Here is a 25012-nt window from a genome sequence, read left to right as displayed (position 1 = left end):
TGGAGATATGGAACGGACAAATAAAATCATCGCCCTAATCATTAAGCTCGTCTTTTGGGGACTTCTCGTTGCCTTCTTTGTATGGGCCTTTACAAACGATATGTTCAGTACCATCGTTGAACAGCCGGACACGTTCTTTCGATTGCTAGGTGAACATGTCACGATTGTCTTACTTTCCGGTGCAGCCGCTGTCTTGCTCGCTGTACCACTTGGTATTTTCGTTACACGCCCCAAGTTCCGTAAGTCAGAATGGCTGATTATCGGTATAGCAAACCTTGGTCAAACTGTCCCAAGTTTAGCTGTACTTGCACTTGCTATGGGATTTCTGGGGATTGGAATCAGCGCGGCAATTGTTGCTCTTTTCGTCTACTCTTTGCTGCCGATCATCCAAAATACGATTGCCGGTATCGATTCTGTTGACGATGACATGATTGATGCTGCCAAAGGAATGGGACTGACGAATTCTCAAATCCTTTGGAAAATAGAATTACCGAATGCACTCACTTCGATTATAGCAGGAGTAAGAACAGCACTAGTTATCAATATTGGTACTGCTGCACTTGCTTACCTTGTTGGTGCAGGCGGTTTAGGAGTATGGATTTTCACTGGTATCCGTCTATTTGATAATGCCTTCCTGATGTCCGGAGCTGTCCCTGTTACTCTGTTAGCCATCCTAATCGACTACTTGTTCAAATGGCTGCAGTTTGCCTTGGTACCTAAAGGACTCCGATTAGCCAGAAAAGCACAAAACTCGTAATGAAAGGATACCAATAACATGAAAAGACGATTATCCCTATTTGCATTACTAACAGCAATGCTGCTTGTTCTTAGTTCGTGCGGCCCTGGCGGAAAGAATATAACTGTTGGAGCCAAAACCTTTACTGAACAGCTGGTTTTTGCCAAGATGACAACCTTTATCTTAGAAGATAATGGGTACAATGTAGAAGAGATTCAGAACTTAGGTTCATCAGCAATTCGCCAAGCAATCGAAACACAGCAAGTAGATATGACGTGGGAATACGTTGGAACTGCTTTGGTGACTTATCTAGGAGAAGAACCTATTGTTGATAAAGATAAAGCAATGGAGACACTTCAAAGAGAAGATAAAAAGAATGGTGTAGCATGGACAAACCTATTGGAAGCCAATAATACGTATGTCCTTGCGATGAAAGAAGAACAGGCTGCTGAACTTGGCATTGAAACGTTAAGTGATTTAGCAGCATATGAAAACGAGAACCCAAATGAGCTTCGTTTCGGTATGGAAACAGAATTTGCAAACCGCGATGATGGAATGCCTGGTTTAGAAGAATACTATGATTTTAACGTACCTGACTCTAATATTAGCGAAATGGAATTCGGACTCTTCTATACTGCTATAGATAATGGAGAAATTGAAGTGACGCAAGGGTTTGCTTTTGATCCTCAGATTAAAGAACTCGACTTGCGAATTCTCGAAGATGATCGGAATTTCTTCCCGTCTTATAACTTAGCTGCCTCTATCAACCAAGAAACATTAGATAAATATCCTGAGTTACCGGAATTACTGGCACCACTGCAGAAGGCACTAACGAAAGACACGCTGCAGGAACTCAATTATCAGGTAGATATCGAACAAAAAAGTGTAGAACGCGTAGCAAAAGATTTTCTTGAGGAGAATAACCTGCTCAAAGACTGATTAAAACGACCCTTCTTAGGGTCGTTTTTTCGTTTAGCTTACGAACGAGATCATAAGTTTGTATTTCATACGAAGAAGAAACCGTATGCTTCATAGAAAGATAAAGATGCCTGAATTACACGAGTCGATCGGAGCCTCTTTATGCATAGCTGAAGTTGCCATTATGCTTTTTAGCACCAAGACATTAAAATAGCTGCCAAGCAAAGCTGGGCAGCTATTTGTCATTTTATACAATTGTTGAACCGTCAGAGCTTAATATATTACGGTACATGGATGGACGACGATCGCGGAATAATCCCCATTCGGTACGCTGCATCGCCAGCTCGTCCAAATCAAATGTAGCTGTCAAAATTTCTTCATCCATACGGCCTGCTTCTGTCAGCAAGTTCCCCTGCGGACCTGCAATGAAAGAAGAACCATAAAAGGTAATAGACGATTCGTCATCCACTTCCACACCAATTCGATTGGATGCTAACACAGGCATCAGATTAGCAGCCGCATGTCCTCGCATACACATTTGCCAATGATCTTTGGAATCGATGCTAGGGTCCTCTGGTTCCGATCCAATTGCAGTCGGATACAGCAATATCTCAGCACCTTGAAGTGCCATACTGCGGGCTGCTTCAGGGAACCATTGATCCCAGCATATTCCTACGCCTATCTTCCCATATGCTGTTTCCCACACTTTAAATCCTGTATCACCAGGTGAGAAGTAGTATTTCTCTTCATAACCTGGTCCATCTGGAATATGCGATTTACGGTATATGCCGAGTACGGTGCCATCTGCATCAATCATGGCTACCGTATTATAATTCGCATTATTCTTCTTTTCATAGAAACTTATCGGCAGAACAACGCCAAGCTCTTTGGCAACTCCCCTGAAATGCTGCACAGCTTTGTTCCGATCCAGCTCAGTTGCGTACGTGTAATATGCAGGCTTTTCTTTTTGACAGAAATAAGGTGTTTCAAATAACTCCTGCAACAGAATGACCTGTGCACCTTGGTTTGCTGCCCTTCGAACGAGCTTCTCTGCGTTGGCGATGTTTTCTTCCACATCACCAGTGCAAGCCATTTGCGTAGCTGCTACGGTTACTTTTCTCACTGTCTTCCTCCTTTTACCGCTGGCATCTGCTGGGTTGTACAATGTACATTGCCGCCCTCTTTAATGATCGCCAACCCATCGATTGTCCGAATACGACGTTCCGGGAACTGTGCTTGCAGAAGCCTTATTGCCCGCTCATCTGTGCCTGCAGCAGTATTACCGAATACCGGCAGTATGATGCCACCGTTCACAAAGTAAAAGTTGATATAACTAAGTGTTAAACGTGTATCATTCCAGCTAATCTTTGGAGGCTGCTGGACAGCGACAACTTCGATTTGGCGGCCTTTCGCATCCTTTGTTTCATCAAGAATTCGCAGATTCTCTTGTGTAATTTCATAGTTTTCATCGTCGGGATCATTTGTCACCTGCAGTAGTAATTTGCCCGGTGCCAAGAAGCTGGCAATATTATCAACATGCCCATCTGTTTCATCACCAGCCACTCCGCGCTTCAGCCAGATCACTTTCTCAATACCAAGGTATTGACGCAAGTACACCTCAATCTCCTCTTTAGCAAGATCTGGATTACGGTTCGAATTCAGAAGACACTCTTCTGTCGTAATCAGTGTTCCTTCACCGTCCACATGTATAGAGCCGCCCTCCATCACAATTGGTACATCCAATCTCTTTACATCTAAATGTTCTAGGACAGCTGCAGCTACTGCATTATCTAAGTCCCAAGGGAAATATTTCTCTCCCCATGCATTAAACCGCCAGTTTACACCTGCTAAGTTACCTGCGTCGTCACGGACAAACGTTGGACCATTGTCGCGCAGCCACGCATCATTATGAGAAATCTCAAGTAAACTGACATTATCATTTTTTCCTACAAAGGAAGCAGCTGTACCTTGATCTTTCCCATTCACCAAGACAGTGATTGGTTCGAACTCTGCAATCGCTAGAATCAGTTCGGCATACCCGGCACATACAGATTCCCAATCCTCTGGATATATGAGAGATTCCTTTACAGGCCAGCTAATCAGCGTGCGCTCATGCTCCTCCCACTCGGGAGGCATTGTATATGTGAATTGTTGTTCCATTTAGCATCACTCTTTTATATTAGATTTAAAACGGACTTTCTGGAATATCATATAACAAAATGCACCACTACAACAATCAGGAAGGCTGGTTTTTATGATAGATTCCAGAAAATAACTGTTCGTATTCATACAGCCTTGCTTGTAAAGAAGGATAAGCTGTTAAGCAGAAATAGAGACTTCTAATAAATTGTTTAAAATTTGATCTCGTTAGCAGATTAGCTGTTGTACTTTCCGGCCATAGCGCAAGCACTTGTTCCGCTTTCTCCTCTACAATATCAGCAAGTTCCTTTGGATCAACTCCAGCTTGCAGAGAAGAATGAACAGCTACAGCCATCCTTTCGTCCTCTTCATAAGCTAAAGAACGAAAGGGAAATGCCATTTTATTAACGATTTCCTTTACAAGCTGCAAGCGTTGATTCGCTGTTACTTCTGGCAGAACAATCAGTTCATCCAAAGCGTCGGCTGCATGAGCTAATGTATGGATCCATCCATGCGCCTCATCATAGCCTTCTCCATTGGACTCTTGCTGGATATAACGCAATAGTGCGGCACATTTCCTTCATATTATCTCCTACTATGGAGAGCACTAATGGCTATTAATTTCTCATTGCATTTAATCCCTGGATTAATATTTGGCTTTATGGGGGAGTATTAGCAGATAGATTTAATAGAAGTAATATTAATTATAGTTGATTTATTAGCGGGATTAGTTACCTTATCTTATTGTATACACGTATTGTTATTTCTGTAACAACATGGTTTTTATTTGCATTAACATTTATCCTGTCTTCTCTTACATCTATCTAAAATCCAACATTTGATGCGTCCTTGCCTTAAGTAAATTCAAAGGACAACATAGTTGCTATAGACAATTTAGTCCAATTACAAAATGGAGTGAAGTTGGTGAGATACTAATATAACAGGCTCTCTAAACTATTTTAGGAATCCGTTTACGTAAACATTTACCTACAATGAAAGATAACTTAAGTGTTCGTATACGTTTAGACTATTTTCGCTAGTTTTTGAATGTTCTCTTAGTTCTTAATCAATTGATATAGCTCGTCCGTAAAAGTGTACTTTTACGGGTGTAATATATTTTTGATTTGTGACAATTTAAAAGAGCATCCCATTGGATGCTCTTTCTTCAAGACATTATTTATCTGGCATATGAAAAAGCGTAGAAATCCCATTGCTTTCTTCTTCGAGTTTTCCACTCAAATCTATAATGATTTCCATGGCCCTTTCTTTTGATTCATACTTTCCTAAAGTTTTACTCCACTGATCAAGAGACGAACTGTCAACAATACCTTCTATTGTTTTTCCCTTTACAGTGACCTCTCTTACATTTACTAAGCTCTGTTTACCTTGTGTGATTAACCATAACATCAAACTATACCTCTTTTTCTTATTTTTGAATACTGGTCCTCTTTAGATTATTGCCAAATGTAATAGTATCAATAGTAAAACTTTATGAAGCATTTGAGGATACTTAAAAGGGTACAAGTAACGCTTCTGTTTATATTTACCCTTAATTAAAATGAACTTAACCAAGTCTTTTTAGATGTACCTCAATTTCAGCTTGTATAGATTTATCATTGTAAGCTAGTTCTCTCATTGCCCTAATGAACTCTTCATATCTTCCTCTTTTTTCACACTCTATAACTAATGCTGTTTTCTCTATACTACCAGTTATAAAGTTTCCTTTTTCTCGGACTGTGATTACTAGTTCCTCTTCTCTAAGATTAGCAATAGCCTTTGGACAATGTTCTTATTTACATTGTATAGTTCTGCTAGAGATAAGATACTTTGTAGTTGTTGACCTGGGTCATACTTTCAACTGATGATCTTCCTCTTAATATCTTCTGCTACTTCTTTATATACAGATATCTTGATCACTCCCTGATACCTTAGAAACTTGCTTTGATTATCTCATCTCATGCAGACAGTTCCCCTTTTCTAACAGCATCCTTTTCAAACATAGTGTATAACTCCATGGATACTTTAAAAGGAACGTCCAACATTCTTGTGGTTTTTGCAGGATTGGAGCGCAATACCATAGCAAAAGAAGATAAACCCAATATCCTTTGAATTAATGTCTGTGAAAATCTTAATTCCTCCAATCTAGACCTAGAGGTGATAATAACACTGCTTGATATTCTACACTTCTTTAACTGAATACTATCTCCCTCAAAAGAGTATCCACTGAATAATCCACTTCGTATTTGACTAATCAAGGTATAGGATACTAATACAAAGGCTATGTACCAAAAGGAAGGCAGGTAGAGATATATTGCTACTATTGCAGCTAACCATAAGTAACAAGTTCGCATAAGCTTTGGAATTGTCGACTTTTTGGGAACTGTAGTTATAGAGTCATGCACTCGAAATTCAGGCAACATTCCTCCAATAAGAGACCTTGCCTTCTTTTCGTTAATAAAAGGAAACAAAACGTTGGAGGTCTGGACTTCTTGATTATCACTATCATTAGTACTGATAATTCGCACCTTAACTAGACCAGTAAGTCTATATAATAGAGAATACTTGATACTAACAGCTTGTATATTGTTTTTTGGAATGGAAAAGTCTGTCTTATTTACTCTCCCCTTGCTAATGTAAATTCTATGTTGATCAAGAGCTACGGAAAAGCCTCCATATCTAAGGTAAGTCTTAAGGACACCGTACGCTGTCGATAGGATAATCAACGTTACTACTCCTAAAGACATAAGCCACCAACTACTTGTAAAGTAGTTTACTACTCGTTCCACATCTAGTTCGACGGAAAAAAACCTCTCTATATTTTCATAAACTGAATAAAGTAACGTGAAGAACAAAATAAGCTTTAAGGATGTAACTGATCCAATAACAATCTCTTTATTAGAGATATGATAGATGGTTTTCCTTAATGGATGCTCTTTTAGAATTACTTCTTGTTCATTCTCTTCTATATTTACATTGTCCTTTGGTATAGAACCGTACTTTATTAGACTATGCTTAATCTCTTTAGAACTATTCTTAGTTAACATGTCTAATTTTACTGAGCTTTTTTTATCATTTGCTCCTAAATCTAATAAAAGAATTGTCAGTCCTAGCAAGCGATGAAAGAAGGGAGTATATTCATTTATTCCTTGTATTCGCTGGTATGGAATATGTCGATTCATCTTGATAAATCGACCACTCTTAATATGTAGCCCTTCATTATCAAATAAGTAGCCAAAATTCTTCCACTCTAAAACTATTGAAATAACTTTATAGATGCCATAGGTTGCGATTATCCATTTGACATAACCAAAAGAAAAAGGTGAAAATCTAGTGGTTGTCACAACTGATAAAAAGATTGTGAAGAAGATTATTTCTTTGAGTGACCGGAGGGCTTTTAAACCTATCCATAACGGAGGGAGTCTTTTATAGACTGTTTCTGGATTTTTTAGACTATCCATCGATATTCCTCTCTTCTCCAGTGGAATTGGATAAGCTAATTCCGGATAAGTCAGATATCAATTGACGAATGTGTTGGGCTTCTTGTTCAGGTAGCGCTGGAATTTCATGTACGTAAGCTATAGTACCAATCTTTAGAGTGGATAAATTATATCGTTTTAGCAGAGGGTGCTGATATGTATTTACATAGTAGACCTTATTCATAGGGATAATTTTATAAGACTTCTTAAGGAGACGTCCATATTTGAGTTGGATGCTATTTTCTGTTATTTCATATCTCCATGTTTTTTGCTTGTATTTTGGTACATAGAAGAACTCAATTATGAAGGAAAGTACTAAAAAGACAGCTCCTAAAATAAAGACAGTATCCCACCAATCTGACCAGTTATATCTAGAGCTTAGAAAGTAAATTATTCCCAGTGCGCCAAACAGGACCGAATAAACTATAACGTCGACTAATCTCCAATACTTAATTGCAAGCGGAGATATTTTCTTGGAAGGTTCTTTAAGAGTTATATGCATTAGAAATCTCCCTTAATAAGTCATGATTATTTGAATATACTGCAATTATATCACCATATTTCTCCTAATAATGATAGAGAAAATATGAAGATATACAACCCGTTTTTTACATTTAGTCAATAAACTTCCAAAAAGAGGAATTTAGCACCATTATGAAAGTACGAATTTAGATTTTTCTGGAAAAAGTGGTTGTATAATGTATTTTGCTGTTTTATATTGATTGTGCAAGCTTGCAAAATACTTAAATAAAAGGAGAATGAAAATTATGGCAGCAGCATGGGCGCTAATCGCAAGACTATCAGGGGCAGCATATAGCTGGGCAGCTAGAAACATCGGTACAGTTTGGAACTGGATTAAAAATGGTGCAACTTTCGAGTGGATTAGCGATAAAATTGACTCTATCATTAACTAATACTTATAAAAAAACAGGGATAGAGTCGTAACCTCTATCCCTGTCTTTTTTTGTAATAAACAGTGGGCGCTGTTTATTACCTTCCATACATAGCTTATTAAGGTCCCCACGACCAGAATAGGGTTTGTTTCAATAGCTTTCGCTTTAGAGAATATATTGTATAGAAGAATGAAAATTGTAGCATGGGTGCATACATTATACTATAACTGTACCACCATGTATATTCTTCAAAACATCTAATATGACTTTAAAGGTCTTTTGTTTTCATGATATCCATTTCCTTTTTACGTCGTTTTTGAAGAGATTTTCTACCTCTTACCCACTCTTCTATCAATAGGATTAATCCAATGATGAGAAGTACAACGAACATAGCGACACTTTCAATTCTGTTTGAGGTAAACATCCAAGACATCACAGCAATAAATACTATAGGTATGATAAAACCAAAGATAAAGCTGCTTCTAGTTGCCATAAAATATTGAATCGCTGACATAACAAAGATTATTAAGAATACGGATAACTCAGGCATTTATATCCCTTCCTTTTCGTTATTGTATTTTTCGATAATTTGTCGAGCATCTTCAAGTGTTATACGCTCTTCTATTGCTAATTTCTTTATAAAACCAACTAACTGTTCAGATTCACTGTCTTCCACTAATTCTATCTTTTGTATAAGTCGATTCAACCTTAAACGCACAGTTGGATAAGATACTTCATACGCTTTAGCTATATCCTTTAATGAACCAGAATTAAGGATGAACTTACGTATAAACTCAAGGTCTTCGGAATCCAACGATAAGATCCATGAAGGAATATCCTTCTTGTTCATCTCTTTCCCCCCTTAGCCATAAGAATAACACTAATTAAATAAAATTAAACCCTTTTTGAATAACTTTTTAAATATTAATAAAAGAGTGTTTAATTTTATTAAAATAATGGTGGAAGTAACTTGAATAATTTGGTACCATGTCCTTGTGAGGATCGACTTGGTGTTCAAATAAAAAAGTGATTGAAGGAGGAAACTAACTATGTTCGCTATTTGTTTTAGAGAGTTTAAAAGCTTGTTCAAAAGTATCCGTTCATTGATTATTATAGGTGTCATCTTGGGTGTAACCCTTGGAGCAGCGAAACTTGTCAGTTCATTCCAAAGTCAACTTCAAGAATTTGGCTTGGGTGACAGCGCATATGCAACAGGCTTATTAATCTTAATTCTCATTGCTAGCCCCTTATTTGTATCCACTCTAACGCATAGTACGATAAATGAAGAAGTTAAATCCAGAACCATTAGATTTATAGCGACCAAAACCTCTAGAGAAAACATTGTATTTGGAAAGTTTCTAGGGAATTTGTTTTTCTGGATTGTTTGCTTATTCATCGCCTTATTATTGATTACCCCCTTCTCTAAAGCCTTTCACGTATCAGAATTAATGGAAGGAATAGTTTTTGTATCTTACTTTGTAGGATTGTCCCTATTGTTATCTACCCTTATCCCTAAACCCGGAGTAACTGGTTTTCTAGGAATGGCTATTGCGGTAATCGTACCTATTGTAGGCCTTTGGAGTATAGCATCTGAAAATATATTCCTTAAGATATATAGCTACATTACTCCATACTATTTCTTTAGTCACGACAATGATTTTTACATCTACATAGTCTTGATTTACCCTATTATCTTCTTAGCTATAAGCCTAATTACAATTAGAAAGAGGGATTTATAATGTACGCTATAGAAACTAATAGCCTTACAAAAAAGTATGGTGAAAAAACAGTGGTGAACAAAGTTAATCTGAAAGTCAAAAAGGGCTCGATATTTGGTTTTCTAGGAAAGAATGGTGCTGGTAAATCAACACTGATTAATATGTTAACGGGTTTAGCAATTCCTAGTTCAGGATCCTTCAAATTGAACTTAAAAGACACAGAGTCGAAAAGGAAAGTACAAACTAAGGTTGGAGTAATGCCCGATTATTCATCTTTTTATGATGATTTATCTGCATTAGAACATCTAAAATATTTCAGTAAGATTCTGGGGTTGAAAATGAAGAAGGAAGAATTTATAAAGCTGCTTCAAAAGGTTGGTTTAGAAAACGACACTAACCTAAAGGTTAAAAAGTTCTCTTTTGGTATGAAGAAAAAGCTGGGGATTGCACAGACTTTATTGAATAATCCCGATATTATCTTCTTAGATGAACCAACATCCGGTGTTGATGCTAATTCTGTTCTAACTATACATTCCCTTATTAAAGATATTTCAGGTGATGGTACTACGGTATTCTTAACATCACATAATTTAGACGAGGTAGAGAAATTATGTGATGAGATATCTATAATGGATAAAGGTATCATAAAGCTCCAAGGAAGTATTGAGTCATTAAAGAAAGAGTTCCAAAAAAACCTTATTGTTACTGTTAAACATGGTCCCATACCTTCCCAACACAAGGAGCAATTAAAGCATAAACTCGACTCCATAGCATCAAACGTAGAATGGGGAGAAGAAAATGTACGTTTAGTTGTATCTGAAGAGAAGAAGATTCCCTCTATGAATCGTCTATTCACTGGCTTGGATATAGATGTATATCGAATTCAAGTATATGAACCATCACTAGAAGAGATATTCTTAAATACAGGAAAAGAAGAAGCTGTTCCTTTACATTCACAAGATGCAGTTTAATCCACGATTTTTAACACCAGTGTGTCCGTCAAAATACCTTTATTTATCATAAAAGAGTTAGTCAGGAACTAGATTCAATGCAGCTACAATACAAATACTATGAAAAGGTGTACGTAAATGTTTACGTACACCTTTTCAATTCCTATAGTTCATTTGTAATAATCACCAACTCTAAGTTCGATTTTTCTAATTGTTTCTCCATCCTTTGATACTCTTACTACAGTAGTAATATCTTGTAAAGAAATTTAGTACATTTCTCTTTTTACTAAATAAGATGGGTGTTTCAAAAATGATTCCAGGCATTGACCGTTTCAAAACATCTCTCTCCATTCTCCGCCTCCTCTCCAGCCAAATTATACCATCAAAAAACGAAGGATTTCTCCTTCGTCTACTTGGCCGCTTGGGCTGCTGGTGCTGGATTCGGTTGTGGCTTTGGCGTTGGTTTGGCGAACTTCTCTTTGAAATAACTAATAACAAAAGAAGTCACTGCTATAGATACAATCGAATAAATACCTTTCACAAGACCTACCGAATAAAGACTTAGCATAACGACACAGAAGTCAAAGATAAAGTTGACCGTTCCAGGGTTCGTATTGAAGCGCTTCTGCAAAAACAACGCAAGAATGTTTGCTCCTCCTAAAGAGGCTTGGTTCGCGAACAAAAGAATCAAACCGAAACCAATGATTAATCCTCCAGCAACGCTGGCAACGATGCCTGGAAGTGCAATGGCTGGATATAGCGGGTGGAGAAATGTAAAAAGGCTCAGGATGGATACAGCAGCAATCGTAGTGACGGTAAAACGCCATCCCATTCTGACGAAAGAGAAGATATAAAATGGAATATTAACAAGGAAGAATACAACTCCGAATGGGAGGGAAAGCAAATAAGAAAATCCTAATGAAAGTCCTGCTGTTCCGCCTGTCACCAGCTCTGTGCTCTTCAGCATATACAGACCAATGCTGGCCAGGAAACAGCCAAGTACAATTTTGAGATATTTTTGCAGCAAAACGACATGCTCCTCTCTAATTATAAATCCACGTTGAATTAACTTTGGTGCAGTAAGTATGGCCGACATCCTTTTTACTCACTTTCTATGTTAGAATAAATAACATCAGAAATGAATAGATATTTGCAGGCAATACCTTGAATTGAGGTTCATATTGAAAATAATATGCAGGAATCACCTGCAATGTGAAAGGGAGCGTATAAGATGGATCATATTGACCGAACAATGCTGGAATTATTGCAGCACAATGGACGCATTACCATTAGTGAATTGTCGAAGCAACTTGCCTTAAGCAGACCGAGTGTATCTGAACGTATGGCAAGATTAGAAGAGCGAGGTGTAATTGAGCATTATACTGCTCGTGTGGCACATGCAAAAGTAGGACTGGATATTATGTTGTTTATTCAGGTGAGTGAATTGAAGATTCCTCATTTGGAATTTGAGAATCTGATTGCAAAAGAAGAAGGGGTATTGGAATGCCACCGTGTGACGGGGCCAATCAATTACCTGCTGAAAGCAGCTGTGCCTGACATGAACGGAATGCGGGAACTGATTGATCGGCTCATACCTTACGGGACATTCAATACCTCTACTGTACTCACTTCCCCGGTTGCTTATCGGGCCTTGCTTCCTAGAGAAGATTAATAATGCTTCCATTCAGACTGATAAATCTCAATTAAATGCGGATCGACGAGCGTATTCGGCCGAAGTTCAATCTTATCTCCGTCGGCATTGGTGATGTCTTCATCTTCATCTTTGCCAAATTCCGTCATTCCCGGAATCATAGATGATTTCAAATACTGTGTCGGCACTGTCACCTCCAACTCATTGGCGTCAATCGGATTTCTGCTAGCCATGACAAAACCCCAGTTGCCAAAGCTTGGAACATCTAAGTGGAAGTTCTCTGTTTCTAAGCCGGTTGCACGGATTGTTTCATCGATTGTCCAATACGATTGTGTAGCGAAAACCGGACTGGTAGCTTGGACAATCATCGCTCCTTCCGGGTGCATATGATTACGGACTAAAGAGTAAAACTCTTCCGTATATAACTTGTTTAAACTCTCATCATTCGGATCGGGCAGATCAACAATGATAACATCATATATCTGATCTGATCCTTTCAGATAATTAAAAGCATCTTCGTTCTTGATTGTCACTTTATCATTGTGCAAAGACCGATTATTCAAATCAAGCAGCTTTGGCTCTGTCTTAGCCAAATCCGTTACAGCAGGATCAAGATCAACCAAGGTGATGTCTCGCACATCTTCATATTTTAAAATCTCATTCGCAGCCAGACCATCTCCTCCGCCTAAAATCAGCACATGATCATGCTGCTTCGCTTGGGACATGACAGGATGGATGAGCGCATCATGATAGCGATGCTGATCAATGGAACTGAACTGCAGACCTCCATTCAAGTAGAGACGCACATCATCATCATCTCGTGTGAGGATAACTTTTTGGTACTGACTTTGTTCCATATGGATAATTGGATCTTGGTACAGTTTCTGCTCAAATGAAAAAGCAGTTTCTTCCCCGAAAAAGACACCTAATAGAAGCAATATACCGATAACAGAGCCAACTAGGCCATGCATCGCTACGCGTTTTATTTCTGACCGGAACAGCCAGAGGACAACCAATGCTACTGCTAAGTTAATCAGCCCTACTAAAAAGGCAGACTTAACGATACCGAATTGCGGGCGAAGCAGGAAAGCAAACAGTAATCCTCCAATTAGTCCTCCTGCATAGTCACTGAACAGCACACGTGCCGTACTGCGATTGAGCGTCTCTCCAATTTCGTTCGCCTTGCGAATTAGAATCGGCAGTTCCACACCTGTCAGCGTGCCGACAATTAACGTAACGAAATATAAATAAAAGGCGTCTGTTCCTTCTGGCGTGTAAGCCGTTATCCCAAACATCGTGAAGCTTGAGAAACCGCCGATCAAAGCCACAAGAAATTCTATGTAGATAAATGCCAATATTAAATTCTTCGTTACTCGTTCACTGACACTCGCACCAATTCCCATACCAGTCAAAAACAAAGAGATGGTGAGCGTATATTGCTTCACACCATCTCCGAGAATATAAGACCCCAATGCCCCAAACAAAACTTCGAACACGATACCACAAATCGATACAATACCGGAAGCCCAGTAAATGAGCGAGGTTTTATTCATTACTTTCTGCCGCATCTTTTTTCATCTCCGAACCGCTTTAAGCTTACGTAATAGACGCACCGATGACAAATCCAAGTCCTACCGAAACAGCCAGCGAGACAATCCCGACAGCGATGTTATTTTCTTTTAGTTTGGCTTGAACGGAAAATCGTCGTGTTACGCCTTCAAATACAAAGTAAGCAATCATTTGCAAGACGACACCATAAGCCCCCCAAATGAGTGTTTCCCAAAGTTCACTGCTGTGATAAATAGAAAATGACAGCACCAAGCAAATACCAATCACCTTACCGCCAATTGATAGTGCTACTGCTGTATTGCCTTTTTCAATCTCTTCCCAATCCCTGTATTTGTGTGTGATCATTTCAAAAATAATAAGACCAATAATAACGATCACAACTGCGATAATAAAGTACAGAAAAGTCGATAAAAATGGGTTCATAAGACATTGCCTCCTTAGTTTTTATTTTATTTACCCGCACTCGGACCGCCGCCGCGATAGCTTGAATTTCCGCGGCTAATGCCGCCTGAGCCGCCATTGTTATCGCGATATGTAGATGTGTAACCGCCATAACAGCCGCCATTCTGACATGTATTCATTCTGCTTTGGCTCCAGTTATTACCGAAAAGAGAATTTAACAAAGCAAATGTAAAGAAAGTATTCAAGTAGTTCGGTGAGTAGTTTTCACGGACAAATGTCCTGTCTGCCACTTCAATTAAGGTAACATCGCTATCTTCTTCACTCGGCTTCACTGTTATGAATACATCATCATAAATGATAATTTGCTGTCCATTCTTTTTTTCGCTTATTTCATCCGGCCCTTCTGTCTGCTTGAATAACTCGATTAATTCTTCAACTGTATACAAACGTGTCGCGTAAACATTTGCGTTTCCGCTTCTTTCTCCAGAGACAACATCCAGTAAGTAGAAGTTGTTATCAATTAATGTTTCAATTGATTCTCCTGCACTGTTTTCAAATTTTGAAGTCACTGTCTCTTTTTCCGGCTCGTCTGGAATGTCACTAAGTGAAGCAGTGTCGTTATTATTCGAATCACCACATCCAGCCAAAACAAGGACAAAAACCAAGCAAATACCCGCCAGCCAATATTTCATGAAGGCTCCTCCCTTCTTTATAGTCCGTATGAAAAGCGGACAGACGAAAACCCTTGCATCATGCAAGGGTCAGCCTGCCGAACGTGCTGGCTGCTTATTCTTTGCCCATTTTCTTTTTCAACGCAGCAAGCTCATCGTCCACTCCGTCTTTATCCAACGCAGCGAATTCATCATCAAGTGAACGATTGGATTTGGACATATCCTCACTTGTTTCTGCTTCTGCTTCATACTGCAGCACTTTTTCTTCCATGCGCTCAAAGCCGCCGCGTGATTCATCACTGCCAATACCAGACATCGTACGATTCATCTTCGTACGTGTTTTCGCAGATTCTGCTCGAGCTTTCAAGGAATCTTTTTTCAGTTTCATTTCAGCATATTCTTTCTTCATCTCATCCAGTTTCTGGCGGATGGATGCTACATCACTTGCTGCACGTTCCCAAGAAGCATGAAGTGTATCAGCTGTTTCTTGATGTGTCTTTTTATCCTCTAGAGCACGACGTGCAAGATCATCATTACCAGCTTCAATTGCTGTCTCTGCTTGCTGCTGGCGTTTATCAGCCATCGCTTTGGCATCATCATATTTTCGTTTTAGCATTTTTTCGTTAGCAATCTGTTTCGCTACTGCTGTTTCTGCCTCTCGGATATCCGCTTCCATGTCACGCATGAATTGATCTAGCATTTTCACCGGATCTTCCGCTTTATCTAACATCGCATTCAATTCTGAACTCACAACTGTCTTCATTCTGTTAAAAAATTTAAACATACAAAATCTCTCCTTTAGTAGTTTTAATTGGAACCCGCAATGATTTTGATTTCACGCGTATTAATTTCGTAACCATAACTAACTTCAATCTCACTTCCCCAGCCTTCAAGCCCAAGGAAATGCTCTTCCTCTTCATCGTAATAATCTGCAAAATGGACGGTTGAGCCATTTACATTCCGGCTTCTTCCTTCGCCAACAACTCTGGCTTCTCCTTGTTCATCAAGGAAGTATTTTCTGCCTTCGTACGTTAGCTCCTTTGGATATGGTTTTGAAACAGAAAGCGGAATTTTTTTGTATATACCCAGCTCCAATTCATCATCCATTTCCGCCGAGAGCCATAATATCGTGTCTCCTTCCACCAGCTGGTAGTCGAACCACTCATAATTCCCTTGTCTGGAAGTGATCTTACCGACTACTTCGTAAGTGACCAAATCATATTCGACAACGTCACCCACTTGAATGGAGAGTGCATTACGTTCTCTCACAGCAGGGCGATCTGGAGCTTTTTTCTTAAATAAGCGGGAAAGAATACCCAAAACCTTTCACCATCCTTATATCTTGTACCTTCTATACGCATCAGGATACAAAAAGTTTCAAACTTTTTTCTTGTTCTTCTCTAATTATACAGGTCTGCAAGAACAGTTGCATGGACTAGCTATCGTAAAACAGGATTACCAAGACCGAAAGAAGGGGAAAATAACATCAGATTGTCACAAAGGAGAAGATGTATGAACATCCGTTTTGGCTACGTATCAACAGCCTTGAATTTATATGAAGCATCACCAGCAAAAACCATGACCTATGCTCGTTGGTCCAAACTGGAAGAAGAAGAAAGGTCGGCTCAGCTGCATGCTATTACGAGAGAGAACCTAGCAAGAACCATCCGCATACTTCACTATAATATCGCCCATCAAATTAAGCTTTACCGCTTTTCTTCCTCACTGGTACCATTGGCAACGCATGAGGAAGTAGAGTGGGACTATATTTCACCGTTCACGGATTTATATGAAGAAATCGGCCGGCTCGTTCGGGAATACGGCATACGCTCAAGCTTTCATCCGAATCAGTTTACCCTGTTTACCAGTGATAAACCCCACATCACCCGAAATGCAGTCAAAGATATGCAGTACCATTACAATATGCTGACAGCGATGGGATTAGAAGATGAAGCATATATTAATATTCATGTCGGCGGTGCGTATGGCAATAAGGAGCTTGCATTAGAACGGTTTCACGAGAACATTAAGCAGCTTCCCGAGCCAATAAAAGCCCAAATGACATTAGAGAATGATGATAAAACCTATACGACCACTGAAACATTGGAAGTATGCGAAAGACATCAGATTCCAATGATGTTTGATATCCATCACTATATGGCTAACCATACAGACGAGGAACCGTTAGAAGAGATTCTCCCACGCTTCATGGATACATGGAAAGGTCGAAAGCATGTACCGAAGATTCATACCTCCTCCCCTAAATCAGAGAAAGCGTACCGAAGTCATGCCGACTATGTAGATGTGGAATTTCTAATGCCATTGATTAAGCAATTAAAAACGATTGGACAAGATGTAGATTTTATGATCGAGGCGAAGCAAAAAGATAAAGCAGCCTTACAGCTAGCTGAAGATGTGTCCCGTATACGAGGGGTAAAACGAATCGGCGAAGCAACGGTGGAATTATAAAGCAAGTGAAGCTGGGACAAAACTGTTTAAGCTATATAAAAATCCAAACAGTACTGCAATTAACAGCAGTATTGTTTGGTTTTGCATTGGAAACGAAGATGAGTGCACCGCTTCGGAAATACACTCCGCTTTCCTGCGGGCGGGTCAGCCTCCTCGTGCTAAAGCACTGCGGGGCCTAACCGAGCCCTTTTTCCCGCGGGAGTCTCCGTGTATTCGTCAATTGCCGCATTACTTTCACAAACGGCCTCTTCTCCCTCTTTGTTTCCATACACGACGATTATCTGTTTATCTTTTAATATCTCTTTCTTCGCCCGATTACATAAAGAAACGCCCCGACGAAAGCTACAGTAATCCCTGCAGCTATGACATTACCGAACGAGGAAGCAGTGTCAGGCAATTGCTGACCTTTTGATCTATCCTCTATCTTGTCATTCTCAGCTGCATTAGAGGAAAGTACAATCTCTTCGTCCTCTTTTTCAGGTGTTACTTTCGTTATAACGGGCTCTGCCTTCAGCTTGGGCTCGCCAGGTACTGGCATAGTAAGCAATTCTTTTTCTTCCTGTTTTACTGCTGGCAAAGGTGCCACGGCTTCTTCTTCGCGCTTTTCTGTTTCTGCAGAAATATAATCCCTTAGTTCTTGCAAACTTGTAAAGTCAGCAAGTGTCTGATCATTGGCTGCCAGCAACTCATTAAACTCCTCACGACGCAAGCCTGTTTCTTTCAAAAAGAAATGAACAGATACACCATTTACATGTTGATAGATCTTGTCTTTTATAGCTTCCAGATTCGGATAACTGTACAAGTCAAAACCATTAGTTGCGAATAGTTCCGCTAATTGTTTCTCTGTCATGTTGAGATCATTCACAAGTTGCTGTAACGCTGCTTCTTTTGCCTTTTCATTTTTCTCTTCTTTTTTCTCTTCTTTCTGATCCTCTTTTTGCATTTCTTCTTTATTGGTATCCTCTATTGCATCACCTTGTACTTCTTGTTTAACGGAATCTGGTTCTGGTTCTGTTTCTGCTTCATCTTGCTTCGTTACTTCTGTTTCTGCTTCATCTTGCTTAATTACTTCTTGCGGTTCAGGTTCCGGATATTGAATTAATCCGTACCCATAAAGCGCGTCTCGTCCTGCTTGTCCCAAATCCCTGGTATACTGCTGCAAACGTTGCCGCAGCTGCACATTTGTATCACTAGGATACTGCTGTTTCAAAAGAGCAAGCATAGCAGTTACATGGGATGTAGCCTGAGATGTGCCACTCATCAGCCGATAATCAGCACCAGGATAGGTACTGGCAATATCTTTCCCCGGAGCTGCAAACTCCACCTCACTGCCAACGGAGGAAAAAGCTGCAAGGTTGTTACTCGCATCGGTTGCGGATACTGCAATTACAGAATCATAAGCTGCTGGATAATCGACCGGATGCCCAGCACCTTCATTTCCACTCGCGCCTACTAGCAAAACACCAGCGTGATAAGCTTTCTCCATTGCGTCTTGCATGGCTTGGCTGGAATCAGCAGAGCCCATGCTTAAATTAATAATGTCCATTTGATTGGTGATCGCCCAATCGATACCCTCCAACAAATCAGAGAGTGTCCCTTCCCCTTTTTCATTAAGAACTTTGACCGCAAATAATTCCGCACCTGGGGCAATTCCATCAATCCCCTGCTGGTCACGTTTTGCACCAATAATACCGGCTACATGCGTACCATGTCCTTTATCATCTGCATAAGAAGTTGTATAATCAACAGCTGCATATCCCCCAGCAATCGTAAGTTCGGGATGTGGAGAGATTCCGCTATCCATAACTGCTATTTTTACACCATCTCCTGTTAAACCTGCTTCCCAGGCCGAAGCAGCCTGGATAGGAGCAAGATTCCATTGTTCTACGATTTGGGATGTTGTCTCACCATTGTCTGCGATTCGGAATGTAACGTCATTCTCTACATATTTAATATCTGGATCACGCTTTAATTTATCAATGGAGTCTGTATCAGCTGATACCGTTGCTGCAGAAAGCTGATCATATTGCTCTTTTATAACGGCACCGCTATCTTTTACATCCTGTTCTCCTTGCTTATTTTCATAGACGACAATTACTTGATCTTCTCCTTGAGCATCTGCCTTGTCCACCGGCAGCAGAAATATCGAACCCATTACTAAAGAAGCGAACACCAATTGCTTCGCTAATTGCTTTCTCATTTGTAAAAATCCCTTTCCCCAATAAAGTCATGCTTTTTATATCGGCATATATTGACAAAGGTTGAACCAGAAATTCTGCAAATGTATCTATCATTTTTACTTGATACAATTTCGCTGAATATTACTTGGAGAAGCATTCTTCTACCAAAAAACGAGCAACTCTCCCCCCAAGAGTTGCTCGTTTTTTGTTTAGGAAGTGCATATGCGGACAGCTTCCTCTCGTTTATTTACTGTGTGCTCTTTTCCAATCTTAGCGAGCAATCCAGTCTTCTTCAGCAGCCGTTCTGGCTGTCCATGGACACCAAGGAGAAGCAGCTGTTTGCTGGCTTTTTTATAGTGTTCTACAAGTTTGTGCAGTGCAGCTTCGGCGGATGTGTCCATGTAGGAAACTTTCTGCAAATCAAGAACGAGCGAGTCCGGTTCTTCGCGCATCGCCTTTTCCACCACTTTTTCTAGAATATCGGTAGACCCGAAGAACAACGGCCCTTCAAACTGGCATATCCGTAAACCATCTGTTTCTTTCACGAGGATTTGTTCGTCTTTTACAAAGAGGACTGCACTCATTCGTTTAACAAAAACAACGAAGGCTAGCAGCAGACCGCAACCCACTCCAACTGTCAAATCAGCCAGAACAGTCAGCACAAAGGTAACTGCAAGAATAAACGAATCAAACGTTCGCATGCGTATGATATGAACTACCTCTTTCCGTTCGCTCATATTCCATGCAACAACCATAAGAATCGGTGCCATACTGGCCAACGGAATGGCGGAAGCATAAGGTGCTAGCAGAAGCAATATGAGCAATACAAAAATACAATGCACGACACCAGACACAGGTGAGAAGGCTTTATTTCGTATATTTGTTGCCGTCCGTGCAATTGCACCTGTTGCTGGAATACCGCCAAAAAGCGGGACAGCAATATTTGCTATACCTTGACCGACGAGCTCTCGGTTGCTGTGATGCTTCGTTTTAGCCATATTATCCGCCACTGTGGCCGACAAAAGTGATTCCACTCCGCCTAATAAAGCAATCGCAATGGCCGATGGCAGCAAGTAAATAATCTTGTCCAGTGTAACAGCTGGGAATTGCAGCTGTGGCAGCTGACTTGGTATATCTCCGTATACACTGCCGATTGTTGCAACATTTCCAGGGAAAAATAAGACTGCTGCGAGCGTTGAAAGAATTAGCCCCACTAGTGCTCCCGGAACTTTAGGGAGAATTCTCGGAGTAAGTAATATTGCTGCTAATGATACACTTGCAACAATTAAACTATATATATTAATTGTGTCTGCAGCTGCTGCAAGAGCCTGCATCTTTAATAAAAAGCCCTCTTCCTGTTCTGCTTGGATGCCTGTGAAATTCCCAATCTGTCCTGTGAAAATAATGACAGCAATTCCCGCAGTAAATCCTATAACAACGGGGCGCGGAATGAACTTAATTAAACTTCCGAGCTTCAGCAAACCGAATATAACCAGCAATATTCCTGCCAGCATACCTGCCAGTAAAAGATCTTGATAACCAAATTGGATAACAACCCCCAGAAGAATCGGAACAAAAGCTCCTGTCGGCCCTCCAATCTGGAATCTTGATCCACCTAGTAATGAAATAAGCAGACCACCAATAATGACAGTATACAGACCATATTCTGGATTGACTCCCGATGCAATGGCGAAGGACATGCCAAGTGGAATAGCAACGATACCGACAACGACTCCGGCGATAACATCCCGACGAAGCGCTTGCAAATTATAACCGCTGTATCTTCCAAGTCTTTTCATTTCATCACTACCTTTCTTTTTTGTCACCTTGTCTTTTCGTTGGCATAAATTGCAGAACAGCTGACTGCAGCCTCCTCTCACTTATCTGGTAAACCTAAGTATTCGTGAAAATTAAAAAAATGTATATCATACCATTGTCTATAGATTCTATTATTCTCATAAACAAACACCATTTACTTTAGTTTTTTAAAACAAACTATTCTCCTGCCTCTATAGAAGCTGCGCTTTAAGAATCCTTCTAAAACATAAGCATTTACATACTTCTCGTAAAAAAAATGTAATTTCTTTTATTTCCGGTTCTTTCTTCCCACCTCTTTCCGCCTGTGCGTTTACGTTTACTATTCCTGTCGCAATCCGACTAATTACCTCGTTGATTTAGTAATAATTTTATAGGTAAGAATAAGATTAGAATTTGCTTAGAATATTTATATATGCTAATATATGCATATAAACAAATAAGAGGAGCGACTGTCCATGAAGTACGATACGGAGCCGGAATTGACAGAAGAGCAATTAACGCATGTTTCACAAATATTTAAAGCACTAGGCGATCCAACTAGAATTCGAATTTTACACTTTCTTCTTGATCAAGAATACAGCGTCAATGAAATCGCAGAGAAACTGGAACTTCATCAATCTACTGTTTCGCATCAGCTGAGCACCATGAAAAAAATCCGCCTTGTAAAGTCCAGACGGGAAGGTACAACGATTTATTATTCACATGATGACAAGCACGTCATCGATTTACTAACGGAAGCTATTAATCACGCCTGCCATAATTAATCTATTGGAGGAATATGTATGGGACACGGACACGATCACGCGCACGGTCATCACCATCACGGACATAATGCCAATAAAAAAGCTTTATTGATTAGTTTTATCCTGACAGCTGGATTCATGCTCCTAGAAGCAGTTGGAGGTTTTCTAACGAACAGCCTTGCATTACTATCAGATGCCGGCCATATGCTGAGTGATGCTGTATCACTAGGCGTTGGTTTATTTGCATTCGTAGTCGGAGAGCGAGTTGCGAATTACAGCAAAACATACGGGTATAAGCGATTTGAGATTTTAGCAGCACTATTCAATGGTGTTACTTTGATTCTTGTTTCACTATATATATTTTATGAAGCGATTCAACGGTTCCAAGAGCCTGCTGATATTGCTTCAAGCGGTATGCTGACGATTGCCACTATTGGTTTTTTTGTAAACATAGTCGTTGCTTGGATTCTCATGCGCGGCGATACAAGCGAAAACTTGAATATCCGAGCAGCTTTCCTTCATGTACTAGGCGATTTGCTCGGTTCAGTCGGCGCAATCGTTGCAGCTTTGCTTGTACTCTTTTTCGGCTGGAGCTGGGCTGATCCAGTCGCTAGTGTCATTGTTGCTGCTCTCGTCATCACAAGCGGGTGGCGCGTAACGAAGGATAGCATTCACGTGTTAATGGAAGGCACGCCACGTAATGTGGAAATGTCTAAAATCATTGATTGTATGGAAAAGACGCCTGGTATTATTTCCATTCATGACTTGCATGTATGGAGCATAACTAGCGGACAGAATGCTCTTTCCTGCCATGCCGTCGTTCAAGGAAATTTACTAGTCGAAGAAAGCCAGCATATGCTCCGAAACATTGAGCACGATTTGGAGCATCTAGGTATTGGACACGTAACAATTCAAATGGAAACAGCAACCCATACGCACGAGGAATCCCTCATGTGTCTGCATGATGCTGAATCTCATCCTCATACACATGCCCATTAGAAAAGACGAGGATTTCTCCTCGTCTTTTTTCTTGCAGAAAGGAGCAAAACGTCTATCTAATTGCCAAATAAAAGTTCTGTCAGGCGTTTGCCAACTATCATGCCAATGCCGGAACCTGCACCAAATAAAGAAATGATACTTATCAACACAGCACCTTTGACGCGCAGCTTTTCTTTTTTAAAGCTATTATTCGATTGAATTTCCTGTATTTTCATCTCTTGTTCATATAGCTTCCCCATAATTTGATCCTGGGTGTCATTTTGCTTTTCCAGCGTCTCTGCCATCTTTGCTGTATGATTTTCGATGTTTTCCAGCCATTTCCCCAGCGGCAGCAATCGTTCATTGATACTAACCAAGTCCTCTTTGATGCTATCAATTTCCCCTTGGAAATCTTCCCGAACCTTCAATTGCATTTCCAAGAGCTCGACACGTGAAATTTGATCATTGTTTTTTCCTCCGGGTATCAATGTGCCTACCCCTCTCTTTACGTTCTGCTCCTTTCTGCTTTATTTTATGCGTGTACCTTTTTGTCCGATTGTGTACGTACCTGCCGAAATTAACCCGCTTTTTGTTCGGCTTCCAGTTTTCTTATATCTAGGTTAGGTGTAATTCTGAATAAGATAAAGGTTCCAGCCAAACCAATCAAAGTGAGTAATATACCCATGATAACGGAAGACAGATAGCCGCTAAGTGTTACGGTTAAGGAAACAATCAGCATAGATAGGTTATACTGCAAGCCTCCAAAAGCCATATAGGCACTGCGCTTATCATCCGGCGGAATGGCAGCCATATAAGACTGCTCAACAGGTACCCGAAATACCTCGCCAATCGTTAGCACGGCCATCATAATGAATAACACCCAAATATTTGTCGAGAACGTAAGCGCTGCATAACCCATTGTAAACACAAGGCAGCTAGTAACGAGTACGAACCGATCCTTCATCCCTGTGATCAATTTGGCAGTAAACAGCGCAAGCAGGACGACAAGAATGGTATTTTCACTTCGTAAGAAGCCCATCATCTTTACGCCGTCTACTTCCCAGAACAGGAACTGCTGCGTCGGCATCTCTTCAGACAGGCGAATGCCGATATAGCTTGTCAGCTGAAACTCCATACTTAAAACAAGTATGCCTCCTGCTATGAACCAAACGAACAGCCGATCCTGCATAACATTTCGGTAAGTACCAAAGATTTGCGTGATATGCTGCAGTGGTCTAACCTCGGTTTTCCCCGGGAAATGCGTTTCTGAAATGAAAAAGTAAACAATGAATAACGTCGCACCAGCAGCGATTGTCAGTGCCATGAATAATTCAAATAAATAGTTCTCAAACATAAAGGCACCGGCAATACCGCCTAAAGCAACCGATAAGTTGCTAGCCCAGTATCCGATTGAATAAATTAAGCGACGCTGATCAGGTGCACTGACGTCAATCAGCATGGCATCGTTAGCTGGTCCGGCTAATCCCCAGCAAAGACTGTTCAGCATCACCATGCTATATGTAATAGCTGGTGATTCAAACCACGGCGAATTGCTTAGCATCATCATAAAAAAGGCCACCAGTCGAAGTGACTCTGCCAGCAGCATGATTTTGCGCCGTCCAAATACGTCACTGAAGTACCCGCCTAGCAAAGACATCCCAATGCCTAGAAACACATTAACAAGCATCAGAATACCCGCCA

Annotated in this window: 27 protein-coding genes; 9 read left to right on the top strand and 18 right to left on the bottom strand. The window is 40.2% G+C overall.

The features are described 5' to 3' along the window. Positions 1-7: 7 nt before the first annotated feature. Positions 8-757, top strand: a complete 750-nt coding sequence (locus B1K52_RS07215) for an ABC transporter permease (protein ID WP_077306779.1) — start codon at positions 8-10, stop codon at positions 755-757. Positions 758-775: 18 nt separating this feature from the next. Then, on the top strand, positions 776-1675 hold the full coding sequence (locus B1K52_RS07210; protein ID WP_077306777.1) for an ABC transporter substrate-binding protein: 900 nt from the start codon (positions 776-778) through the stop codon (positions 1673-1675). Positions 1676-1901: 226 nt separating this feature from the next. On the opposite strand, the gene aguB is transcribed toward B1K52_RS07210, so the two are convergent. The 6 genes from aguB to B1K52_RS07180 form a co-directional block, all read right to left on the bottom strand. After that, positions 1902-2777 carry an N-carbamoylputrescine amidase gene (gene aguB / locus B1K52_RS07205; protein ID WP_077306775.1) on the bottom strand — a complete coding sequence of 292 codons (876 nt, stop codon included), beginning with the start codon at positions 2775-2777 and terminating at the stop codon, positions 1902-1904. Next, complete coding sequence (locus B1K52_RS07200) at positions 2774-3814, bottom strand: agmatine deiminase family protein (protein ID WP_077306773.1); 1041 nt, start codon at positions 3812-3814, stop codon at positions 2774-2776. Before B1K52_RS07200 ends, aguB begins: the two co-directional genes overlap by 4 nt. A gap of 76 nt (positions 3815-3890) precedes the next feature. Next, the gene (locus B1K52_RS07195; RefSeq protein ID WP_077306771.1) at positions 3891-4355 is read right to left on the bottom strand and encodes a DUF2785 domain-containing protein; all 465 of its coding nucleotides are present in this window, start codon (positions 4353-4355) and stop codon (positions 3891-3893) included. Positions 4356-4966: 611 nt separating this feature from the next. Next, positions 4967-5200 carry a hypothetical protein gene (locus B1K52_RS07190; RefSeq protein WP_077306769.1) on the bottom strand — a complete coding sequence of 78 codons (234 nt, stop codon included), beginning with the start codon at positions 5198-5200 and terminating at the stop codon, positions 4967-4969. A gap of 548 nt (positions 5201-5748) precedes the next feature. Further along, positions 5749-7251 carry a PH domain-containing protein gene (locus B1K52_RS07185; protein WP_077306767.1) on the bottom strand — a complete coding sequence of 501 codons (1503 nt, stop codon included), beginning with the start codon at positions 7249-7251 and terminating at the stop codon, positions 5749-5751. Further along, a complete protein-coding gene (locus B1K52_RS07180) occupies positions 7244-7771 on the bottom strand; it encodes a PH domain-containing protein (RefSeq protein WP_077306765.1) in 528 nt (175 codons plus the stop codon). Before B1K52_RS07180 ends, B1K52_RS07185 begins: the two co-directional genes overlap by 8 nt. Positions 7772-8036: 265 nt before the next feature. Here B1K52_RS07180 and B1K52_RS07175 point away from each other — a divergent pair, with 265 nt between their 5' ends. Beyond that, on the top strand, positions 8037-8183 hold the full coding sequence (locus B1K52_RS07175; protein WP_077306763.1) for an aureocin A53 family class IId bacteriocin: 147 nt from the start codon (positions 8037-8039) through the stop codon (positions 8181-8183). Between the two features lie 247 nt (positions 8184-8430). Here the strand turns inward: B1K52_RS07175 and B1K52_RS07170 are convergent, their stop codons facing one another. Together B1K52_RS07170 and B1K52_RS07165 are read right to left on the bottom strand one after the other, a co-directional pair. Next, entirely contained in the window at positions 8431-8712 is a 282-nt protein-coding gene (locus B1K52_RS07170) for a hypothetical protein (RefSeq protein ID WP_077306761.1), read from the bottom strand. Beyond that, a complete protein-coding gene (locus B1K52_RS07165) occupies positions 8713-9012 on the bottom strand; it encodes a DUF2089 family protein (RefSeq protein WP_077306760.1) in 300 nt (99 codons plus the stop codon). It lies immediately after the preceding gene. A gap of 199 nt (positions 9013-9211) precedes the next feature. On the opposite strand from B1K52_RS07165, the gene B1K52_RS07160 reads away from it, so the two are divergent. Then, the gene (locus tag B1K52_RS07160) at positions 9212-9901 is read left to right on the top strand and encodes an ABC transporter permease (RefSeq protein WP_077306758.1); all 690 of its coding nucleotides are present in this window, start codon (positions 9212-9214) and stop codon (positions 9899-9901) included. Further along, positions 9901-10851 carry an ABC transporter ATP-binding protein gene (locus B1K52_RS07155; RefSeq protein ID WP_077306756.1) on the top strand — a complete coding sequence of 317 codons (951 nt, stop codon included), beginning with the start codon at positions 9901-9903 and terminating at the stop codon, positions 10849-10851. Before B1K52_RS07160 ends, B1K52_RS07155 begins: the two co-directional genes overlap by 1 nt. Positions 10852-11239: 388 nt before the next feature. On the opposite strand, the gene B1K52_RS07150 is transcribed toward B1K52_RS07155, so the two are convergent. Further along, positions 11240-11857 carry a YitT family protein gene (locus B1K52_RS07150; protein ID WP_256855865.1) on the bottom strand — a complete coding sequence of 206 codons (618 nt, stop codon included), beginning with the start codon at positions 11855-11857 and terminating at the stop codon, positions 11240-11242. A gap of 204 nt (positions 11858-12061) precedes the next feature. On the opposite strand from B1K52_RS07150, the gene B1K52_RS07145 reads away from it, so the two are divergent. Next, positions 12062-12502 (top strand): Lrp/AsnC family transcriptional regulator, encoded by a 441-nt coding sequence (locus B1K52_RS07145; protein WP_077306754.1) that lies wholly within the window; start codon positions 12062-12064, stop codon positions 12500-12502. On the opposite strand, the gene B1K52_RS07140 is transcribed toward B1K52_RS07145, so the two are convergent. The 5 genes from B1K52_RS07140 to B1K52_RS07120 all read right to left on the bottom strand — a co-directional run bounded on the left by B1K52_RS07140 (position 12499) and on the right by B1K52_RS07120 (position 16443). Further along, complete coding sequence (locus B1K52_RS07140) at positions 12499-14049, bottom strand: polyamine aminopropyltransferase (RefSeq protein WP_077306752.1); 1551 nt, start codon at positions 14047-14049, stop codon at positions 12499-12501. The two genes, B1K52_RS07145 and B1K52_RS07140, sit on opposite strands and share 4 nt — an antisense overlap. 28 nt (positions 14050-14077) lie before the next feature. After that, positions 14078-14473, bottom strand: a complete 396-nt coding sequence (locus tag B1K52_RS07135) for a DUF350 domain-containing protein (RefSeq protein WP_077306750.1) — start codon at positions 14471-14473, stop codon at positions 14078-14080. A gap of 26 nt (positions 14474-14499) precedes the next feature. Further along, entirely contained in the window at positions 14500-15144 is a 645-nt protein-coding gene (locus B1K52_RS07130; RefSeq protein ID WP_077306748.1) for a DUF4247 domain-containing protein, read from the bottom strand. A gap of 94 nt (positions 15145-15238) precedes the next feature. Further along, positions 15239-15907 (bottom strand): PspA/IM30 family protein, encoded by a 669-nt coding sequence (locus tag B1K52_RS07125; RefSeq protein ID WP_077306746.1) that lies wholly within the window; start codon positions 15905-15907, stop codon positions 15239-15241. A 23-nt stretch (positions 15908-15930) separates the two neighbouring features. Further along, positions 15931-16443: a DUF4178 domain-containing protein gene (locus B1K52_RS07120; protein WP_077306744.1), complete on the bottom strand. Its 513-nt coding sequence runs from the start codon at positions 16441-16443 to the stop codon at positions 15931-15933. A 192-nt stretch (positions 16444-16635) separates the two neighbouring features. Here B1K52_RS07120 and uvsE point away from each other — a divergent pair, with 192 nt between their 5' ends. Further along, entirely contained in the window at positions 16636-17592 is a 957-nt protein-coding gene (uvsE, locus tag B1K52_RS07115; protein ID WP_077306742.1) for a UV DNA damage repair endonuclease UvsE, read from the top strand. 292 nt (positions 17593-17884) lie between these two features. Here uvsE and B1K52_RS07110 read toward each other — a convergent pair whose 3' ends face one another. Together B1K52_RS07110 and B1K52_RS07105 are read right to left on the bottom strand one after the other, a co-directional pair. Further along, positions 17885-19792 carry a S8 family serine peptidase gene (locus B1K52_RS07110; protein WP_077306740.1) on the bottom strand — a complete coding sequence of 636 codons (1908 nt, stop codon included), beginning with the start codon at positions 19790-19792 and terminating at the stop codon, positions 17885-17887. A gap of 189 nt (positions 19793-19981) precedes the next feature. Further along, on the bottom strand, positions 19982-21571 hold the full coding sequence (locus B1K52_RS07105) for a SulP family inorganic anion transporter (protein ID WP_077306738.1): 1590 nt from the start codon (positions 21569-21571) through the stop codon (positions 19982-19984). 474 nt (positions 21572-22045) lie between these two features. On the opposite strand from B1K52_RS07105, the gene B1K52_RS07100 reads away from it, so the two are divergent. Then, positions 22046-22354: an ArsR/SmtB family transcription factor gene (locus B1K52_RS07100; protein WP_077306736.1), complete on the top strand. Its 309-nt coding sequence runs from the start codon at positions 22046-22048 to the stop codon at positions 22352-22354. 18 nt (positions 22355-22372) lie between these two features. Next, entirely contained in the window at positions 22373-23332 is a 960-nt protein-coding gene (locus B1K52_RS07095) for a cation diffusion facilitator family transporter (RefSeq protein WP_077306734.1), read from the top strand. Positions 23333-23388: 56 nt separating this feature from the next. On the opposite strand, the gene B1K52_RS07090 is transcribed toward B1K52_RS07095, so the two are convergent. Together B1K52_RS07090 and B1K52_RS07085 are read right to left on the bottom strand one after the other, a co-directional pair. Continuing rightward, the gene (locus B1K52_RS07090; RefSeq protein WP_077306732.1) at positions 23389-23799 is read right to left on the bottom strand and encodes a hypothetical protein; all 411 of its coding nucleotides are present in this window, start codon (positions 23797-23799) and stop codon (positions 23389-23391) included. A gap of 89 nt (positions 23800-23888) precedes the next feature. Then, positions 23889-25012: MFS transporter (locus B1K52_RS07085; RefSeq protein WP_077306730.1), on the bottom strand; the 1124-nt coding region annotated here is incomplete at its 5' end.

Origin of the sequence: Terribacillus halophilus (assembly GCF_900162685.1) — a bacterium.
GTDB lineage: Bacteria > Bacillota > Bacilli > Bacillales > Amphibacillaceae > Terribacillus > Terribacillus halophilus_A.
Note: the sequence above shows the minus strand (reverse complement) of the source record. Positions and strands in the feature narration are given on the sequence as shown.

Coding starts and splice junctions, on each gene's coding strand:
- B1K52_RS07185 (WP_077306767.1), bottom strand. CDS start 7,251: ATGGATAGTCTAAAAAATCCAGAAACAGTCTATAAAAGACTCCCTCCG.
- B1K52_RS07145 (WP_077306754.1), top strand. CDS start 12,062: ATGGATCATATTGACCGAACAATGCTGGAATTATTGCAGCACAATGGA.
- B1K52_RS07210 (WP_077306777.1), top strand. CDS start 776: ATGAAAAGACGATTATCCCTATTTGCATTACTAACAGCAATGCTGCTT.
- B1K52_RS07110 (WP_077306740.1), bottom strand. CDS start 19,792: ATGAGAAAGCAATTAGCGAAGCAATTGGTGTTCGCTTCTTTAGTAATG.
- B1K52_RS07165 (WP_077306760.1), bottom strand. CDS start 9,012: ATGAACAAGAAGGATATTCCTTCATGGATCTTATCGTTGGATTCCGAA.
- B1K52_RS07215 (WP_077306779.1), top strand. CDS start 8: ATGGAACGGACAAATAAAATCATCGCCCTAATCATTAAGCTCGTCTTT.
- B1K52_RS07200 (WP_077306773.1), bottom strand. CDS start 3,814: ATGGAACAACAATTCACATATACAATGCCTCCCGAGTGGGAGGAGCAT.
- B1K52_RS07135 (WP_077306750.1), bottom strand. CDS start 14,473: ATGAACCCATTTTTATCGACTTTTCTGTACTTTATTATCGCAGTTGTG.
- uvsE (WP_077306742.1), top strand. CDS start 16,636: ATGAACATCCGTTTTGGCTACGTATCAACAGCCTTGAATTTATATGAA.
- B1K52_RS07170 (WP_077306761.1), bottom strand. CDS start 8,712: ATGCCTGAGTTATCCGTATTCTTAATAATCTTTGTTATGTCAGCGATT.
- B1K52_RS07155 (WP_077306756.1), top strand. CDS start 9,901: ATGTACGCTATAGAAACTAATAGCCTTACAAAAAAGTATGGTGAAAAA.
- B1K52_RS07180 (WP_077306765.1), bottom strand. CDS start 7,771: ATGCATATAACTCTTAAAGAACCTTCCAAGAAAATATCTCCGCTTGCA.
- B1K52_RS07095 (WP_077306734.1), top strand. CDS start 22,373: ATGGGACACGGACACGATCACGCGCACGGTCATCACCATCACGGACAT.
- B1K52_RS07130 (WP_077306748.1), bottom strand. CDS start 15,144: ATGAAATATTGGCTGGCGGGTATTTGCTTGGTTTTTGTCCTTGTTTTG.
- B1K52_RS07140 (WP_077306752.1), bottom strand. CDS start 14,049: ATGCGGCAGAAAGTAATGAATAAAACCTCGCTCATTTACTGGGCTTCC.
- B1K52_RS07125 (WP_077306746.1), bottom strand. CDS start 15,907: ATGTTTAAATTTTTTAACAGAATGAAGACAGTTGTGAGTTCAGAATTG.
- B1K52_RS07175 (WP_077306763.1), top strand. CDS start 8,037: ATGGCAGCAGCATGGGCGCTAATCGCAAGACTATCAGGGGCAGCATAT.
- B1K52_RS07100 (WP_077306736.1), top strand. CDS start 22,046: ATGAAGTACGATACGGAGCCGGAATTGACAGAAGAGCAATTAACGCAT.
- B1K52_RS07105 (WP_077306738.1), bottom strand. CDS start 21,571: ATGAAAAGACTTGGAAGATACAGCGGTTATAATTTGCAAGCGCTTCGT.
- B1K52_RS07190 (WP_077306769.1), bottom strand. CDS start 5,200: ATGTTATGGTTAATCACACAAGGTAAACAGAGCTTAGTAAATGTAAGA.
- B1K52_RS07160 (WP_077306758.1), top strand. CDS start 9,212: ATGTTCGCTATTTGTTTTAGAGAGTTTAAAAGCTTGTTCAAAAGTATC.